This is a genomic window from Catellatospora sp. NPDC049133 (assembly GCF_040648455.1).
Lineage (GTDB): Bacteria > Actinomycetota > Actinomycetes > Mycobacteriales > Micromonosporaceae > Catellatospora > Catellatospora aurea.
The window spans coordinates 101,511-118,987 of record NZ_JBEZDT010000001.1; the positions used below are offsets into that span (position 1 = coordinate 101,511).

Below are 17,477 nucleotides of genomic sequence, written 5' to 3' on the forward strand. Positions count from 1 at the left end.
GATACGCACAGGTGCCAGGCAAGTCGAACGATCTTGGCACCGCGCCGCGGCACGGCGCAGGCAGCGCGCCGCGGCACGGCGCAGGCAGCGCGCCGCGGCACGGCGCAGGCAGCGCGCCGCGGCACGGCACGGTCGGGGCACGGGGTCGGTCAGGGGCGGTGCAGGCGGAGGTCGGCGCGGTGCGCGGTGGCCTTGACGACGCGGGCGTTGGCCTCGTCGCTGCGGTGCACCCAGTCGTGGGCGGCGGCGGGGTCCAGGCCCTTGGCGTGCTGGCGGGCAAGCAGGCCGTCGACCCGCGGGCCGTCGTCGGCGGACAGGTAGACGGCGAGGTCGAGCAGCTGCCGCACGCGGTCCCACGGCGGGGTGTCCAGCAGCAGGTAGTTGCCCTCGGTGACGACGACCTCGACGTCCGGCGGGACGGGGATCGACCCGGCGACGGGCTCGTTGAGGACGTGGTCGAACGTCGGCGCGTACACCGTCTCGCCGGTCGCCTCGCGCAGGCGGCGCAGCAGCGCGGCGTAGCCGGCCGCGTCGAAGGTGTCCGGCGCGCCCTTGCGGTCGGCCCGGCCGAGCCGCCGCAGCTCGACGTTGGCCAGGTGGAACCCGTCCATCGGCACGACCGCGGCGTGGTCGAGTTTCGCGGCCAGCTCCAGGGCCAGGGTGGACTTGCCCGCGCCGGGGGCGCCGGCGATGCCGACCAGCAAGCGGCCCGGCCGGGTCGCGCGCAGCCGGGCCACCTCGTCGAGCAGCGTCGTGAGCATCACGGCCAGTCTCTCAGCCCTGCGCCGCGGCGGCCAGTTCCAGCAGGGCGAGCCCGGCCGCGGTGACGTCGGCGGCGGTCCACTCCAGCGCCGGCGCGGCCACCGTGATCTCGGTCATCGCCATGCCCGGGGTCCGGTCGGTGAACACGTTGGCGAACCAGGTCTTCTGCTGCTCGGCCAGGGTCAGCACGGCCTGGTTGAGCGCCGCGGCCGGGCCGGGCAGCCACAGCTGGAACTGGTGGGTGTGCGGCTCGTGCGGGAAGACCCGCGCGCCGGGCAGCGCGGCCAGCGCCGCGCCGACGGTCTTCGCGTGTGCGACGTACTCGCCGAGGCGGGGCAGCTCCCGGTCGAGGCCGGCCAGCGCGGCCAGCACCGCGGGCCACTGCTGGAACAACTGGCCGCCGTAGCGGTGCCGCCAGGCGCGCGCCTGCGCGGTGAAGTCCTCGGCCCCGGCCAGCAGCGCGCCGGACAGCCCGCCGAGGGTCTTGTACAGCGAGACGTACACGCTGTCGGCGAGCCCCGCCACGGTCGGCAGGTCCCGGCCCAGGTGGAACACCGACTCCCACAGCCGGGCCCCGTCGAAGTGCACCTTCGCTCCGCGCGAGCGGGCCGCGGCCACCACCGCGTTCAGCTCGTCCCAGGTGGGCAGCACGAAGCCCGCGTCGCGCAGCGGCAGTTCGAGCAGCAGCGTGCCGAACGGCTCGTCGAGGTCGCGCACCTCCTGCGCGGTGGGCTGGCGCGGCTCGGCCGTCGGCCAGACCCCGCGCAGCCCGGTCAGCGTCTGGTACGCCTTGCGCTCGTGCACCTCCAGGTGCCCGAGCGGGTGCAGCGCGACGGCCCGGTTGCCGGTGCGCTCGGCCCAGCAGCGCAGCGCGACCTGCTGGGCCATGGTGCCGGTCGGGAAGAACACGGCGTCGGGTTTGCCGAGCAGCCCGGCGACCCGCCGCTCCAGTGCCGCGACCGGCCCGCCGCCGTAGAAGTCGGGCCGGTCGTCGAGCCCGTCGTAATCGACGGCCGCGAGGTCCGCGAGCCGTTCACGCAGGGACGGCGTGCGGTGCCCGGACAGGATCCGGTCGCAGCCGCGCATCGTCCGCCAGCGGCGTTCCGCGGGATCCTCAGCAGCCATCGGGCCATGATGCCACCACCCGGCGCGGGCCGCGGGCAGCCCCGGCACCCGTCAGGCCGCGTCCCCGGGGTACTGGAACACGTCGTCGAGGGGCACCTTGAACACGTGGGCGATCTGGAACGCCATCTCCAGCGACGGCGAGTAGCGTCCCTGCTCGATGGCGATGACGGTCTGCCGGGTGACGCCGACCCGCTCGGCCAGCTCGGCCTGGGTCATCTCGCCGTGCTCGGCGCGCAGCACCCGGATGCGGTTGGTGACACGGGTCGGTTTAACCATGGAACGCCCCGCGGTAGGCCCGGATCCTCGCGACGGCGCCCCAGGTCGTGCCGACGGCCCCGAGCAGGAACAGCACGTTGCCGATCCAGAACTGGTCTGCCCGCACCATCGCCAGCACCAGCACGGCGGCGGCCCCGAACCCCAGCACGTTCTGGGCGATGCGGTCGCCGTGCCGGACGATCTCCCGGTCGCGCACGTCGGACTCGGTATGGCCGTCCCGGGCGAGCATGGCCGCCACGATGGAGCCGAGGATGGTGCCGACGACGGTGGCTCCCATCGCCCACAGCATCGGCGTCACCCAGGCGATCTCCGCCACGGGCTGGCGCCACAGGCGCGGGATGACCACGGCGAAGTACGCCAGGGACGTGACGGGCACCAGGATCGCCATGCACCAGGTGTTGCGTTCCTCGTAGGTGGTCGGGACGCGGTCGGTGTCGGCGGCGGGCGCGGGCTTGCAGGAGGTCATGGCGGCTCCTCTCGGTCAGCCGGTGATGTAAAGAATTCTTGACATCGCCGGCACACCGGAGCGTACACCATGTTAGCTATCTTTTACATCACCGCTTGCCGAACATCCACCTGATGGCGGCGATGAGCAGCGCGATTCCGAGCACGGTGCCGAACACACCGGCGTACACCTGTTCGCTGGACACACGCACACCATAGTGAGCGGCGGCCCGTCGCGCCGTCACCACGTCACCGGGCGCGGCGGCCGCGATCCGGCCGGAAATGCCTTTGTGCAGGCCAACCGGCCCAAGCAGGGCGGTACGGGCGCGACAATGGCAGGGGCGGCACGCGACCTGACGGCGTGTCGGCGCGTGACTGCCGGGAGGCCGGGCCGATGAGCACCAAGCACTGGACCGTCGACATCACGATCGACGACGACGGCTCCGGCCGTACGCAGGCACACGCCCGCCTCGACACCGGCGGCACGGCGGCGGCGCTGCGCGGCGACGGCAGCGCGGCCCGCAACCGGTTCGACGAGGAGGTGCCCGAGATCGGCGACGAACTGGCCGCCGGCCGGGCCCTGGTGGAACTGGGACAGCGGCTGCTCGCGCAGGCGGACGCCGACCTGGAGCGGACCCCGGCATGACCACGGCTCCCGCTCCCGCCACCGCCCCCGTCACCGCACCGCCGCTGCTGGAGCCGCCGCTGCAGCGCCTGGTCATGGCGCAGCTGGAAGAGCTGCCCGAGGCGCTGACCGGCCAGACCGGCCCGCCGCGCCGCGTGCTGGTGGCCGCGGCGTCGAAGTACGAGGCGACGGCGGAGATCGCCAACGCCATCGCCAAGGTGCTCCGGGAGCGCGGTTTCGAAGCCGACGCGGTCGAGATCGACCCATCCGTGCAGGTCGACGGCTTCGACGCGTTCGTCATCGGCAGCGCGGTGTACTCCGGGCACTGGCTGCAACCGGCCCGCTGGTTCGTGCAGAGCCACGCGGCGGTGCTGTCGGCCCGGCCGGTGTGGCTGTTCTCCAGCGGCCCGGTCGGCGACCCGCCGATGCCCGACGAGGACCCGGTCGACGTCATCGCCATCGCCGAGGCCACCGCCGCCCGTGAGCACAAGGTCTTCGCCGGGCGGCTGGAGCACAGCCGGCTGAGCATCGCCGAGCAGGCGCTGGTCGTGGCGCTGCGCGCGCCCGAGGGCGACTTCCGGGACTGGGACGCGATCCGCGGCTGGGCCGAGGGCATCGCCGAGACGCTCGCCGCGGCCGGCCCGACCACCATCACCGGAACGATCAGCCTGGACTGACCCGGTTCGCGGACCACACGAGGCCCCGGCTTGGGGCATCATCGACGGGATGACCTCACCCCCGCACTGAACCGCCGACGCGCACCCCCGCCCGCCGGCCGCCACTCCGCACCCCCCGGAGCACCCCCTCATGACCGAGCACACCCGTCGACGCGCCCTGCTGGCCGGCGGCGCGGGCGTGGCCGCGCTGGCCACCGGCGGTTTCTGGCTGGCCGGCCGCGGCGGCGCGGACCCCGGCGCGGCGGCGGTCTGGCACGAACCGGCCGCCCTGCCCGACACCGCGCCGGTCGCCGTGCCCGCCCAGCCCGGTCCGCCGGGCGTGGAGCGGGCCCGCACGCTGACCGCGGCGAACGCCGGCGACCTGATCAAAATCACCACCAGCGGCTGGTACAGCTGGGCGCTGATGAACCGCGGCACCGGCGAGATCGTCGGCGCGAAGAACCTGCACGAGACGAACATGACCGCCTCGATGATCAAGGCCTGGCTGGCCGCCGACTACCTGCGCCGCGCCACCGAGGCGGGCCGGACGCCGAGTGCGGCCCGGTTCGCCGAGATCACCAAGCTGATCCGCGACAGCGACAACGGCGTGGCCACGCTCCTGTGGAACGAACTCGGCGGGCGCAACACGATCACCCGGCTGATCTCGATCTGCAAGCTGACCGACTCCGAAGCCGGGCCCGACTGGAGCAAGACCAAGCTGTCGGCGCGCGACACCTGCCGCATCGCCCACGCCATCGGCACCGGCGCGGCGGCCGGCCCGACCTGGACCGACTACCTCATCGGGGAGATGCGCGCGGTGCGCGGCACCGGCGACTTCGGCATCCGGCGCGCCTTCCCGGCCGCGGAGCAGTCCAGGATCGCCATCAAGAACGGCTGGGTGTGGCGACCCGCGCCGTACGGCTTCTACAACGTCAACTGCCTGGCGCTGGGCGACGACTGGACCATGGCCGTGCTGACCCGCTACTCCTCCGGCGGCGAGGCGCACGGGCGCGCCATCGGCCAGTCGGTCGCCACCCAGCTGCGCACCCTGTCCGACCTACTCTGACCGGCGGAGCACCCGACCGCGGCGGGCACCGTAAGTCGGGTCGGGCAGGCCCCGCTCCCCCTAGCGTGGTGTTCGGAAACAGGAGGGAGTCCGGGGTGCTGGAGCAGCTCAACCAGGCGCTGGAACACGTCGAGCGGCACCTCGATCGGGAGATCGAGATCGCCGAGCTGGCGCGGATCGCGATGACGTCGGAGTACCACTTCCGGCGCATGTTCTCGGCGCTGGCCGGGGTGCCGCTGTCGGAGTACGTCCGGCGGCGGCGCATGACGGTCGCCGGGGCCGAGGTGCTGGCCGGCGAGCGCACGCTGCTCGACATCGCGGTGCGCTACGGCTACGGCTCGGGCGAGGCGTTCGCGCGGGCGTTCAAGGCCGTGCACGGCGTCGGGCCGGGCGAGGCGCGCCGCGGCGGGGCGACGCTGCGGGCGTACCCCCGGATGTCCTTCCGGCTCATCGTCGAAGGGAGCAGCACCATGCGATATCGGGTGGTGGAGAAGGAGAAGTTCCAGCTGGTCGGCCTCAAGGCGCGGGTCCCGCTGGTGCACGAAGGGATGAACCCGGCGATCGTCGCGTTCCTGAAGGGCATCCCGAAGGAGACGGTCGCGCGCATCGAGGCGCTCAGCGACCAGGAGCCGGGCGGCATCGTGAACGTCAGCGCGGGCCTGGGCGAGGACCGGTCCTCCGGCGTCGAGCTGGACTACTGGCACGGCGTGGTCACCGGCGCGGACGCGCCCGCGGATCTGCAGGCGCTGCCGGTCGCGGCGGGCACGTGGGCGGTGTTCGAGGCCTCCGGCGCGTTCCCGGAGGCGGTGCAGTTCCTCTGGCGCGACGTGTACACGCAGTGGTTTCCGTCGAACCCGTACCGCAGCCGTCCCGGGCCGGAGCTGTCGCAGAACCGGATCTCGGCCGACGGCACGCACGTCGACGCCCAGCTGTGGATCCCGGTCGAGCGGATCCCGGCCTGATCCTGGACCGCCCGCACCCGTGCCGGTGCGGGCGGTCCGCCCTGGCGACACGGCCATCTATATTGTCCCGAGACAGGGGGTGCTGTGTACGACAACCGGTTCGGCGACCAGTCCTATCTCGACTGGCTCGCGCTCAACCCGTATGAAGGGCTGGCACAGCGGATCCGCGTGCTCGCCGGGACCGCCGCCGTCCTGGACGACCTGCACTCGGGCCGCCGCACCGGCGTTCCGGTCGCGCACGGCGACGTCAAACCGGCCACCATCGTGGTCCGCCCCGACGGCTCCAGCAGCCCCGCCGACCTCGGCGAGCTGTGGACCGTCGACGGCTCCCTGGTGGCCGCCCGCAGCACCCCGTACGCCGCCCCGGAACTCTTCCTGCCCGGCGCGCTGACCAGCCCCGACGCCGACCGTTACGCGTTCGTCGCCACCGTCGTGCACGCCGTGCTGGGCGCGCCCCCGCCGGTCCACCCGCCGCACCAGGGGCCCGGCCCGCGAGTGGGCATCGACCTGGTCCGGCTGTCGGACCTGTTGCGCGCGAACCCGCTGTGCGCGGCGTTCCCCGCCTTCCAGCACCGGCTGCTCAACGCGCTGTCCGCCACGCCGTCGGGTCGGGTGCACACCCTCAGCACCTGGCTGGACGCGCTGCTCAACGACCTCGCGCCGCCGATGTTCGCGACGACCGGCACGCTGCCGCTGGCCCCGGGGGCGTATCCGCCGCCCACCGAGGCGCTGCCGCCGTGGTCGCCGCCCGCGACGGCATCCCGCTCCGGCGGATCGCAGACGCTCACCTGGGTGCTCGCCGGAGTGGCCGCCCTGGTGGCGCTCGTGCTCGTCGCCGGCGGCGCGTGGTACCTGATCCAGCGGCCCGACAGCCCGGCCGCACCGAACCTCGTGGTCGCGCCGACCCCCACGGCGAGCCCTTCGCCGCTGCCCTCGCCCACTCCGTCCGAGGACCGGCTCACAGCGGCGCGGGCCTATCTCAACGGGACGTGGGAGGGCACCTACCGCTGCCGGCAGGGCCTGACCGGGCTGAAGCTGGTCATCTTCGTGGTCGACGACCACGAGGTCGAGGCGACCTTCGAGTTCTTCCCGGTGAAGAGCAACCCGAACGTGCCGCGCGGGTCGTACGTGGTCGAGGGCTCGTACACGGCGACCGGCTTCACGCTGGAGCCGGACCACTGGATCAAACGGCCGGGCGACTACATCATGGTCGGGCTCGAAGCCTCGTTCTCACCCCTGGCCGGGCAGAGCATCCGCGGCGAGATCACCGACCCGGGCTGCTCCGACTTCTCGCTGAAGAAGTCCTCGACGGACACCCGGCGGCCGCCCGTCTGAACGCACCGGAGGTTGAACCGCCATCAGCATAAGGCGGTTCCGCGCGATCTTCACTCGGCCGTTCGACCGTCGCGACCTGCGATGCACGCTGCCTAAGCTTCCCGCTCGTGTCCGTTTTCGAGGTGGCGCCCCTCGGGAACCGGCACGCGACGCCCGCCGCCCGCGGTGGGCGTCGCGTTGTGTCCACCGAGCCACGGAGGCATGTTGATCGACGCTGAGCACATCGCGCGGACCGTTCTCCTCTCGTCCACCGGACCGGACCTCGCGGCGGAGGTATGGGCCTGCCGCACGCTGGCCGCCCGCACCCCCGGATACCGCTCCCGCCTGGTGAGCGCGCTCCTGCGCCTGGAGCGCGTCACGGACTCGCCGGACACCCGGCTCCGGCTCGCCGAGGAGGCGGTCGCGAACGCTCGACAGATCGACCCCGTCCAGGACCACCACGCCACCGACCTGCTGATCTGGGCGCTGTACGCCCTTCAGTTCGATCTCCACGCCGTCGGCCGCACCGCCGAATCGTCGGCCGCACGCCAGGAGTTCCTCGACCTGTACCGCCCTGACCTGCACGTCGCGAAGGGCTGCGCGGTGACCGTCTGCTACGCCGGCAAGAAGCTGCCGCCAGTCGGCGGGCGGACGGCGGCCGGGCAGCGGCCGGGGACAGCCGAGTAAGCCCGCACGCCGGAAAGGCCGGTGCCCGCAGCCCTCAGCAGGCGGGCACCGGCGATCACGGCCCGCTGTGGTTCACCGTCCGAGCTGCCGCAGGATCGACGGGTCGGTGATCTTCTCATCGGCGGCCAGCAGGAACGCCTTGGCCACGATCGCGTTCAGCACGGTGTCCTCGTCGAACGGCAGCCGCACCGCGGGCGACCGGGCGGGCACGATGCACAGGTAGGCGTCGTCGGGTTCCATCAGGACGTTGCCTGAACCCAGATGGATGCGATACGCCCGCAGGCTGCTCTGAACCCGCAGCCAGCGCTCGGTGAGTGACGTCCGGGTCGCGAGCCGGGTACGCGGCAGCAGCCGTTCCAGAGCCTCGCGGCGCATCTGCGCCGTGGCCGTCAGCTCGCCGAACCCGGCACTGCGCCAGTAGTCGTCGAACCGGCGCTCGCCGTGATCGGCCCACTGCGGGTCGGCGGCGATCGAGGTGACGCCGACGAACAGGTCCACATCGCGCATCGCCTCGCTGAATACCGGCACGGGCACCTCGGCCAGCGGCACGTCCCGCCAGCCGCGCCCGTCCCGGCGGGCGAACCGCACCTGGTCGGTGGTGCAGTAACGGGCCTCGCCGTGGCGGCGGTCGGTGCCGTCGGCCAGCGCGTGGTCGAACGAGGCCCGCCACCCGCCGCCGCCGAGTTCGCGAACCGCCTCGCTGTGGTAGCCGCCGTCCCACGGCCCGAGGAAACCGGCGTGCCAGCCGCGAGCCCGCATCAGTGCGTTGGCCTGCCGGTAGCGAAGGATGTGCGCGGCGAACCTGTTCGAGTACGTCGCGGTCTGCTCCTCGGCCGGGGTGAGCCGGTAGACCTCGCGGAACGCCTGCTTGAACGGCTGGCGCAGCGCCCCGGCCGCCACGTGGTCGCGCCATCGGGCCACCTCGGCGGCCGTGGCCCGCACCGGGTGCCAGAGCCGGACCCGGGTTCCGCGCACGGTGACGCCGTTCGGGCCGCGCAGGGCCCAGCCGTCGCCGTCGCGGACCGGAACGCCCGCCGTCCAGCCTTCGCCGTCGCCGGTCTCCCAGATCAGCGACCGTCCGAAGACGCCGGTGACGGCGTGGTCGAGATAACGCGCGGTCCAGTCGGCGTACGCCCAGTCGCGCTCCTCCGACAGCACGGACTCGACCCGCCGACGCTCCGCGGTCACCGTCCGGCCGATCTCCTTGACCAGCTCGCGCAGCCGTTTGAGGTCGGCGGGGTGGCCGTCGCGCACCGCGGCGGGCACCGAGCGCAGGACCGAGTCGCCGTCGCGGAAGCTCAGCCGCGCGCGCTCATCCACGAGCGCCACCACCGCCTGGTAGCCGCCGACGGGCTCGACGAGCCGCCCGTCGGCGCCCAGGCCGTGGGTCGCCACGCACAGCTCCAGCATCTCGGCGTACGTGCGGCCGCGCGCCTCGCCGAGCTGCGCGAGTGTGGCCCGCACCCGCTTCTGCAGGCCCTTGTTGCGCACGGCGGTGCTGAGCCGCGCCAGAGTGGTCAGCGGCACGTCGCCGTCGCGCCTGGCCAGCAGCGTGACCGCCGCGTTCGCGGTCAGCGGCGCGCGGGGATGGCCGTCCCCGTGAGGCGACAGGGCCGCGGCGTCGGTGACCCGGGCCATCAGCGCGGTCGCCGCGGGGCCCGGATCGGCGGCCAGCAGCCAGGCCAGCGCGCGCAGCAGCCGGTCCGCCTCCTCGAAGACATACGAGGTGTGCTCGGCGAAGCAGCCGAGGATGCCGCGTACGACGTCGTCGCCCCCGGCCGCGGCCGACAGCAACTGCTCGGCACGCCGCCGCCACCGGACGTCGGGCGTGAGCTTCTCCAGGGTCGAGCAGTGGTCGAGCAGGTCGCCGACGCCGGTGCCGCGCAGCACGTCGCCGAGCCGGTCCTGCACGGCCGCGCCGAGCGTGCCCGCGGACTGCCCGAGCCACACCGGCAACGCATGATTGCCGGCCTTCCTGATCCCGGCGTTCAGCGCGGCGCTGAGCCGGCGTTCGAGCCGTACGTCGTCCGGCGGGTTCTCCTCGACGATCGCCAGCACCGCCTCCAGCGCGCGCTGGTGGCCCACCAGCTGCGCGCCGGGCAGCCGGGCGGCGAGGGCGGCCGGCAGTTCCAGGTGCAGCAGCTCGCCGTCGCACCCGACGCTGCGGGCCACCTGGCGCAGGCACCAGGACAGGTGGGCGCTCGTCCACGGCGCGTCCTCGGCGGCCAGGTGGCGCAGCAGGTCCCGCTGCGTCGGCCAGTCGAGCCGTCCGGCGCAGGCCAGGGCGTGCAGGTGCATGGCCGGGCCGCGCCGGTCCTGCGGCGGCCACGCCTGCACCGCCGCCCAGCCGGGCAGCGCCGTGAGATCACGGACCCAGCCCTTCCACGCCGTGCCCAGCACGTTGCCCAGCCGTCTGCCCGACGCCTCGCTGTCGGCGTCCAGGTGCTCCTGCCAGACGTCCGACAGCTTCGGAATCAGCTGCTCCACGAGCCACCTCTCTCCCTCGTGGGCGACATGGTGCCAGCGAACACCGACAGCCGCCGCGGCGGTAAACCAGTCCGCGAACGTCGGTGACGGACGGTAGGGTCGGCGACCGCGTACACCCCACCACGGAGGAACCTCGTGTCGTACACCTTCCATGTCGATCTGCGCGGCATCGTCGACCTGCTCAGCCACCACCTCTACGCCAGCCCGCGGGTGTACGTCCGCGAGCTGATGCAGAACGCCGTCGACGCGATCACCGCGGTGCGGGTGAACGACCCCGAGCACGCCGGCGCCATCGAGATCAGCGCCCCGAAGGCCGCCGGGCAGCCGCTGACCATCACCGACAACGGCATCGGGCTGACCGAGCCCCAGGTGCACGAGCTGCTGGCCACGATCGGCCGCAGCTCCAAGCGCGACGATCTCGGCTTCGCCCGGCACGAGTTCCTGGGCCAGTTCGGCATCGGCCTGCTGTCGTGCTTCCTGGTCGCCGACACGATCCAGGTGCGTACCCGGTGCGGCGACAACCCGACCGTGGAGTGGCTGGGCTCCTCGGACGGCAGCTACCAGGTGCGGGTGCTGGACGGCGACGACGCGCTCGCCGCGCCGGGCACTGTCGTGACGCTGCGGCCGCGGCGCGGCGCGGAGGAGTGGCTGCTGCCGCAGACCGTGCGCGAGCTGGCGGGACTGTACGGCTCGATGCTGCCGATCACGGTCCAGGTCGACGGTGAGCCGATCACCACCGGGCTGGCCCCGTGGGAGACGGGCGAGGGTGAGGCGCAGGTGGCGCGGCGGGCGCGGCTGCTGTCGTACGCCGAGGAGGCCTTCGGGTTCACGCCGTTCGACGTGATCGACCTGGATGTCGCCGAGGCCGGACTGCGCGGCGTGGCGTTCGTGCTGCCGATGCCGTCCAACCCGGCCGCCCGCGTGGCGCACCGGGTGTACCTGAAGCAGATGCTGCTCAGCGAGGGTGTCGAGGGGCTGCTGCCCGAGTGGGCGTTCTTCGTGCGCTGCGTCATCGACACCACCGAGCTGCGCCCGACGGCCAGCCGCGAGGCGCTGTACGACGACACGCTGCTGGCGCAGGTCCGCGAGTCGCTGGGTGACCAGTTGCGCGGCTGGATGACCCGGCTCGGCACGGTCGACGAGGCGAAGCTGCAGCAGTTCCTGCGCATCCACCACCTGGGTGTGAAGGCGCTCGCGGTGCACGACGACGAGATGCTGCGGCTGGTCGAGCAGTGGTGGCCGTACGAGACCACGGTAGGCCCGATGACCCTGGCCCAGTTCCGCGACACCTACGGCGTGGTGCGTTTCGTGCCGTCGCTGGACGAGTTCCGGCAGATCGCCGCCGTCGCCTCGGCGCAGGGCCTGGCCGTCGTCAACGCCGGTTACGTCTACGACGCCGAGCTGCTGACCCGGCTGCCCGCCCTCGACGAGAAGATCACCACCGAGGCGCTGTCGGCCAGCGACCTGTCCACCCGGCTGGAGGAGCTCGCCCCGGACGACGAGCTGCGGCTGCGGGCCTTCCTGGTCGGCGCGCAGCGGGCGCTGGACCGCTTCGGCGTCGAGGTGCTGATCCGCGCCTTCGACCCGGCCGGCCTGCCCGCGCTGTACCTGCTCGACGGCGACACCGCGCTGCACCTGGACCTGAAGCGCGGCCAGGAGGACGTCGACGACGTGTGGGCCTCGATCCTGGGCTCGTTCACCGCCGGGCGCACCGACCGGCCGCAGCTCGTGCTGAACCACCGCAACCCGCTGATCCGCCAGGCCGTCACGGTCACCGACCCGGACCTGACGGTGCTGGTCGTGGAGGGCCTGTACGTGCAGGCGCTGCTGCTGGGCCGCCAGCCGCTGCGCCCGGTCGACACGGCCGCGCTCAACCAGTCGTTCCTGGGCCTGCTCGGCCGCGCCATGCACGGCGGTGCCGCGTGACGATGACCGAGCAGGCCGTGCACGAGCTGTGGCACGAGGCGCACCGGTTCCCGGTCGGACCCGCCCGGTTCGCCGCGTACGACGCCGCGCTGCGCCACGCCGACGCCGCGGGCATGCGCCGGGAGGCGTTCGCGTGGCGGCTGTCGGCGATGAACGAGTTCCACCACCACGGCGACCCGGCGCGGCTGTTCCTGGCGTTCTCGCACTGCCTGCAGGTCTGCGACACCGATGCCGAGGCGACGGACGGACACGGCGACCGCGCGCTGCTCTGGCGGTTCAAGTGGGTGGTCTGGTCGCTGCCGCAGTTCCCCGAGATCCCGCTGGACCGCACCCGGGCCGTGCTCGACGACATGGAGGCGCGCTACCGGCGCGGCGGACACAGCCTGCACGCGGTGTACCAGCACCGCTGGCTGGTCGCCCACCACACCGGAGACCCGGCGGCCGACCACTGGTACGACAAGCTGGTGACCGCGCCCCGGGACGGGCTGTCGGACTGCGCCGCCTGCGTGCCGTCGGGCCAGGTCCGGCACCTGGTGTCGCACGGCCGGGACGAGGAGGCCATCGAGCTGGGCCGCCCGTTCTCCCGGGGCGGCTGCACCGAGCAGCCGCACTGGATGCTGTCCGAGCTGCTGCTGCCGTACCTGCGCACCGGGCGGCACGCCGACGCCGTGGACGCGCACCGCTTCGGTTACCCGCGTATGCGCGCCAACCGGCACCACCTGGACAACATCGCCGCGCACCTGCGGTTCTGCGGGCTGTCCGGCAACGAGACCCGCGGGCTGGAGCTGATCGAGCGGCACCGGGGCTGGCTGGACGCGCCGTCGTCGCCGTACACGGCGATGGAGTTCGCGGCCGCGGCCGGGCAGGTGCTGCGGCGGCTGACCGAGGCCGGGCACGGCGACCTGCCCGTCGCCGCGGTGCCGGGCGGCCCGGCCGCGAGCACGGTCGCGCAGGTCGGCGCGGAGGTGACCGCACTGGCCCGTGAGATCGCCGCGCGCTTCGACGCCCGCAACGGCAACTCGCACGTCAGCTCCCGGGTCGAGGGGCACCTGACCGCCGATCCGCTGACCGACCGGCTGTCGATGAGTGTGGCGACCCGGCCGCGCGAGCGCATGACCTCAGCGGTCGCCGCGCTGATGGACGTGGTGGGCGAAGCCGACGCCCGGGGCGACACGGACACCGCCGCGACGGCGTTGCTGGACGCGGCGTACGAGCAGCGGCGTGCGAACCGTGCCCAGGACGCGCTGGACAGCGCCGAGGAGGCGCTGGGCCGGCTCTCGCGCGCCGGGCGGCACGAAGACGTGCAGCGCTGCCGGCTGCTGCTGTGGGAGCTGCACCGCGACGCGCACCGCTGGCCCGAGGCGCTGGAAGCGCTCGACGCGGCGCTCGCCGCACCGGCGCTGCCCGCCGACGCACCGAGCCGGATCACGTTGCTGCTGGCCGCGGCGAAGGGGGACCCCGACCGGGACCGTGCCGCGGCCCGCGTGCAGGCGGCGGCCGACGGGTTCGCGTCGGCGGGCGACCCCGGCGCGGCCTTCGACGCCCTGCTGGCGGTGACCCGCATCGTCGACGAGGCCGTGGTGGAGCGGGCCCGCAAACTCGCCGCCGCCGCACCCGTCGGCGACGACGACTGGCGTCCGCGCCGCGCCCGGCTGGCCCTGGCCGACGCCCGGCGACTGCACCTGGCTGGTCACTTCGCCGACGCGGCCGCGCAGGCCCGCGACGGCGCGCGGCTCGTCCCGAGCGGCGACCCGCTGCGCGAGCGGCTGGCCCGGGTCGAGACGCTGGCACTGCTGCGCGCCGGGCGGGCCGAGGCGGCCGAGCCGCTCGCCCGCGCCGCGTTCGAGCAGGACGAGCAGTGGGAGACCGCCCTGCTGTATGCGGCCGTGCTGCACGCCCTCGGCCGCGATTTCGCCGAACTCGCCGAGGACTGGTCCGTTGACGAGGACGACTTCGACGAGCTGGAGGGGGAGACGCTGTGGCGATGAATGAACAGCAGTTGCGCAACGAGTTCGCGGCGGCCATGGCGATGCCGGACGGCGCGGCGCAGCACGGCGCGCTCGACGCCGTGATCCGTGCCGCGGACGCGGCCGGGGACGCGAAGCTGACGTTCGAGTTCCGGCACGAGGCCATCGAGAAGTTCGTGTTCGGCGGCGACGACCGGCGCGCGTTCCTGGCGTTCTCGCTGTCGCTGGCCGCCTACGACCGCGACCCGGAGATCGGCGGACCGGACACCGAGGAGTCGATCCTCTGGCAGTTCAAGTGGATCGTGAACGCGCTGCCGGAGTTCCCCGACATCCCGCTGGACCGCACGTACGCGGTGCTGGACGACATGCGGGCCCGCTACCTGCGCGGCGGGCACAGCCTGCACGCGGTGCACCAGGCCCGCTGGCAGATCGCCCTGCACGTCGGCGACCTGGACGAGGCTGCGGCGGCGTACCACGACATGGTGACCGCCAAGCGCGACAGCCTGGCCAACTGCTCGGTGTGCGTGCCGTCGGCGCAGGCCTGGTATCTGATGATGCTGGACCGGCACGCCGATGCGATCGAGGTCGCCAAGCCGTTCGCCGACAGCTGGTGCCGCACCCAGCCCGAGCGCATCCGCACCAACCTGATGCTGGCGCACCTGCACACGGGCGCGTTTCGCAAGGCCGCCGAGCTGCACCGCGCCGCGTACCGGGTGATGCGCACCGACCGGCTGCACCTGCCGGCCCTGGGCACGCACCTGACGTTCCTGGGCCGCAGCGGCAACGAGCTGCGTGGCCTGGAGCTGCTGGAACGGCACCTGCCGTGGCTGGAGGGCACGGTGAGCCCGCATGACGTGCTGGCCTTCGCCGCGCCCGCCGTGCTCGTGCTGAACCGGCTGGCCGACGGTGGCCACGGCGACATCGCGGTGCAGGGCCGGACCGGCGCGGACGGGCGGCGGCCGGCGACGACGGTGACCGCGCTTCGCGACGAGCTGACCGCGCTGGTGACCGACCTCGCGGCCCGGTTCGACGCCCGCAACGGCACCACGTTCCAGGGCGAGCTGGCACGGCAGCGGATGACCGCGCCACCACTGGTGGACAGCCTGCCGCTGAGCGTGCTGGACACCGCGGGGCGGCGCACCCGCAACCGGCTCGCCGAGGTGCAGGACCGCATCGCCGCGCATACAGCCGCCGGCGACGTGGCCGCCGCCGCGCTGGCCCGGCTCGACGCGGCGATGCTCCTGCGCGAGCACAACGACGCCGAAACCCGCTACGGCGCCGCCGAGGAGGCGGTGCTGGCCCTGGAGCGGGCGGGCCTGCCTGAGCCGCTGCGGCGGGCGCGGGAGCTGCTGTGGCAGCTCTACCGCGACGGCGGACAGCACCGCGACCAGGCGATGCAGGTGCTCGACCTGCTGCTGGCCGAGCCGTCGCTGACCGCCTCCGGCCACGGCCGGCTGCTGGACGAGTCGGCCCGGCTGTTCTGGGGCGCTGAGCGGGCCGACCGCAGCCTGCTGGCCGCCGATCGGCACGCCGAGGCCGGTGACCGGCTGGCCGAGCTGTGCTCACTGAGCGACGCGGTCAGCAGCGCCCGCGTCGCCTACTGGGAGCCCGTGGAGCAGGTGATGGCCCGAGCGGACGCGCTGGCCGCGGCCCCGCCCGCCGACGCCGATCCGGCGGAGTGGGAGACCGCGTGCGGCCGGCTGAACCTGATCGCCGCCTGGTGGTACGACAGCGAGAACCGCGCCGACGAGGCGATGGCCCGAGCCGAGCTGGCGGAGCAGTGCGGTGACGGGGTGGTCCGGGGTGAGGCGGCGGTGTTCACCGGCTGGCGGCTGCTGCGCCGCAAGCGGCCGGCCGAGGCCGAGCAGCGCGCCCGCCGCGGCCTCGACGGAGCCGATGAGACCGACACCCGCCAGTTGTACGCCGTGATCGCCGTGGCGCTGCGCGCCCAGGGCGATGTGGCCGGCGCGAACGCGCTGGTCAAAACGCACGCCCTGGAGCCGTGGGAGCTGGAGGACGAGGACGCCGGCTACGACGAGGAGGACGAGTCCGACGACGAGGACGAGGACGAGGACGACTGAGCCTGGGCCGCCGGGGCCGACTCGCGGACGACCAGCCGGAACGGCGGCTGGAACTCCGCGGGCGGCCCGGCCGGGCGGCCCTCGATGCGGTCGAGGAGCTTCTCCACCGCGAGGCGGCCGATCATCTCCTTGTCCGGCGAGATCGTGGTGAGGGTCGGGATGCTGAACCGGCCCTCCTCCACGTCGTCGATGCCGATCACGCAGACGTCCTCGGGAACCCGCAGCCCGTGCTCGTGCAGCGCTCGGATCGCCCCCAGCGCGATCAGGTCGTTGAACGCGAACACCGCGTCCGGCGGCTCCGGCAGGGCCAGCAGCGCCCGCATGCCCGCCGCGCCGTCGCCGCGGCCGAAGCCCTCGGTGGTGACGGTCAGGTCGGGGTCGAACGGCAGCCCGGCCGCCTCCAGCGCCTCGGCGTAGCCGCGCAGGCGCAGCAGCGACGGGGCCCGGTCGGCCTCGATGTGCGCGCCGATGAACGCGATCCGCCGCCGTCCCAGGGCGATCAGGTGCCGCATCGCCTCGCGGCTGGCGGCGAGGTTGTCGATGACCACATGGTCGTACGGGGCGTGGTAGATCGCCTCGCCGACCAGCACCATCGGGGTCTGGCTGGTGCGGCTGGCGACGTCGTCGCGGCTGAGGTGCACCGCCGACAGGATCAGCCCGTCGATGATCTGCGCCCGGAACCCGTCGGCGACGAGGAGTTCCTTGTCCCGGTCACCGTCGGTGTAGTCGAGCAGCAGCGTGTACCCGCGTTCGGTGGCCGCCCGGATCGCCGCGTCGGCCAGCTCGGCGAAGTACGGGTTGTTCAGCTCCGGGATGGCCAGCGCGATGATGCCGGTGCGGCCGCGGCGCAGGTGGCGGGCGCTGAGGTTGGGCGTGTAGCCCAGCTCGTCGATGGCCTGCTGCACCCGCGACCGGGTGGCCTCACCGACGGGCCGGTAGCCGTTGACGACATTGGACACCGTCGCCTGCGACACGCCTGCCCGCCTGGCGATGTCCTTGAGACTGACCGCCATCGGCGGGTTTCCTCCACTCACCGCTCATTGTCCCCACCGCCGGGGCAGGTCCGTCAACGCAGGTGCCGCCGCCTGGTCAGGCACGT

The 17,477-nt window shown here is 73.6% G+C and carries 15 protein-coding genes; 9 read left to right on the plus strand and 6 right to left on the minus strand.

Annotated elements, in window-relative coordinates; all coding sequences use genetic code 11:
- Nucleotides 1-149: 149 nt before the first annotated feature.
- The 4 genes from AB0B35_RS00450 to AB0B35_RS00465 are packed head-to-tail and all read right to left on the minus strand — an operon-like array spanning nt 150 to nt 2,629.
- Nucleotides 150-761: a nucleoside/nucleotide kinase family protein gene (locus AB0B35_RS00450; RefSeq protein ID WP_361038881.1), complete on the minus strand. Its 612-nt coding sequence runs from the start codon at nt 759-761 to the stop codon at nt 150-152.
- 13 nt (nt 762-774) lie between these two features.
- On the minus strand, nt 775-1,887 hold the full coding sequence (locus AB0B35_RS00455; RefSeq protein ID WP_361038883.1) for a beta-eliminating lyase-related protein: 1,113 nt from the start codon (nt 1,885-1,887) through the stop codon (nt 775-777).
- A gap of 51 nt (nt 1,888-1,938) precedes the next feature.
- Nucleotides 1,939-2,163, minus strand: coding sequence for a helix-turn-helix transcriptional regulator (locus tag AB0B35_RS00460; RefSeq protein ID WP_361038885.1), 225 nt, complete (start codon nt 2,161-2,163; stop codon nt 1,939-1,941).
- A complete protein-coding gene (locus AB0B35_RS00465; protein WP_361038888.1) occupies nt 2,156-2,629 on the minus strand; it encodes a hypothetical protein in 474 nt (157 codons plus the stop codon). Before AB0B35_RS00465 ends, AB0B35_RS00460 begins: the two co-directional genes overlap by 8 nt.
- Nucleotides 2,630-3,001: 372 nt before the next feature.
- Here AB0B35_RS00465 and AB0B35_RS00470 point away from each other — a divergent pair, with 372 nt between their 5' ends.
- The 6 genes from AB0B35_RS00470 (at nt 3,002) to AB0B35_RS00495 (ending at nt 7,917) form a co-directional block, all read left to right on the plus strand.
- Entirely contained in the window at nt 3,002-3,253 is a 252-nt protein-coding gene (locus AB0B35_RS00470) for a dsRBD fold-containing protein (protein ID WP_360530562.1), read from the plus strand.
- The gene (locus AB0B35_RS00475; RefSeq protein WP_361038891.1) at nt 3,250-3,909 is read left to right on the plus strand and encodes a flavodoxin domain-containing protein; all 660 of its coding nucleotides are present in this window, start codon (nt 3,250-3,252) and stop codon (nt 3,907-3,909) included. Before AB0B35_RS00470 ends, AB0B35_RS00475 begins: the two co-directional genes overlap by 4 nt.
- 130 nt (nt 3,910-4,039) lie before the next feature.
- Nucleotides 4,040-4,954, plus strand: coding sequence for a hypothetical protein (locus tag AB0B35_RS00480; protein ID WP_361038894.1), 915 nt, complete (start codon nt 4,040-4,042; stop codon nt 4,952-4,954).
- A 95-nt stretch (nt 4,955-5,049) separates the two neighbouring features.
- A complete protein-coding gene (locus tag AB0B35_RS00485) occupies nt 5,050-5,916 on the plus strand; it encodes an AraC family transcriptional regulator (protein ID WP_361038896.1) in 867 nt (288 codons plus the stop codon).
- Nucleotides 5,917-6,000: 84 nt separating this feature from the next.
- Nucleotides 6,001-7,251: a hypothetical protein gene (locus AB0B35_RS00490; RefSeq protein ID WP_361038898.1), complete on the plus strand. Its 1,251-nt coding sequence runs from the start codon at nt 6,001-6,003 to the stop codon at nt 7,249-7,251.
- A gap of 201 nt (nt 7,252-7,452) precedes the next feature.
- Nucleotides 7,453-7,917: a hypothetical protein gene (locus tag AB0B35_RS00495; RefSeq protein ID WP_361038900.1), complete on the plus strand. Its 465-nt coding sequence runs from the start codon at nt 7,453-7,455 to the stop codon at nt 7,915-7,917.
- A 72-nt stretch (nt 7,918-7,989) separates the two neighbouring features.
- Here AB0B35_RS00495 and AB0B35_RS00500 read toward each other — a convergent pair whose 3' ends face one another.
- Nucleotides 7,990-10,404, minus strand: a complete 2,415-nt coding sequence (locus AB0B35_RS00500; protein WP_361038903.1) for a DUF4132 domain-containing protein — start codon at nt 10,402-10,404, stop codon at nt 7,990-7,992.
- 135 nt (nt 10,405-10,539) lie between these two features.
- On the opposite strand from AB0B35_RS00500, the gene AB0B35_RS00505 reads away from it, so the two are divergent.
- From AB0B35_RS00505 to AB0B35_RS00515, 3 genes are read left to right on the plus strand one after another with little or no spacing between them, the layout of a single operon-like run.
- The gene (locus AB0B35_RS00505; RefSeq protein ID WP_361038905.1) at nt 10,540-12,330 is read left to right on the plus strand and encodes an HSP90 family protein; all 1,791 of its coding nucleotides are present in this window, start codon (nt 10,540-10,542) and stop codon (nt 12,328-12,330) included.
- Nucleotides 12,327-14,318 (plus strand): hypothetical protein, encoded by a 1,992-nt coding sequence (locus tag AB0B35_RS00510; protein ID WP_361038907.1) that lies wholly within the window; start codon nt 12,327-12,329, stop codon nt 14,316-14,318. The genes AB0B35_RS00505 and AB0B35_RS00510 overlap by 4 nt, the downstream gene beginning before the upstream one ends.
- Entirely contained in the window at nt 14,315-16,378 is a 2,064-nt protein-coding gene (locus AB0B35_RS00515; RefSeq protein ID WP_361038910.1) for a hypothetical protein, read from the plus strand. The genes AB0B35_RS00510 and AB0B35_RS00515 overlap by 4 nt, the downstream gene beginning before the upstream one ends.
- On the opposite strand, the gene AB0B35_RS00520 is transcribed toward AB0B35_RS00515, so the two are convergent.
- Nucleotides 16,327-17,391 carry a LacI family DNA-binding transcriptional regulator gene (locus AB0B35_RS00520; protein WP_361038912.1) on the minus strand — a complete coding sequence of 355 codons (1,065 nt, stop codon included), beginning with the start codon at nt 17,389-17,391 and terminating at the stop codon, nt 16,327-16,329. The two genes, AB0B35_RS00515 and AB0B35_RS00520, sit on opposite strands and share 52 nt — an antisense overlap.
- Nucleotides 17,392-17,477: the final 86 nt, after the last annotated feature.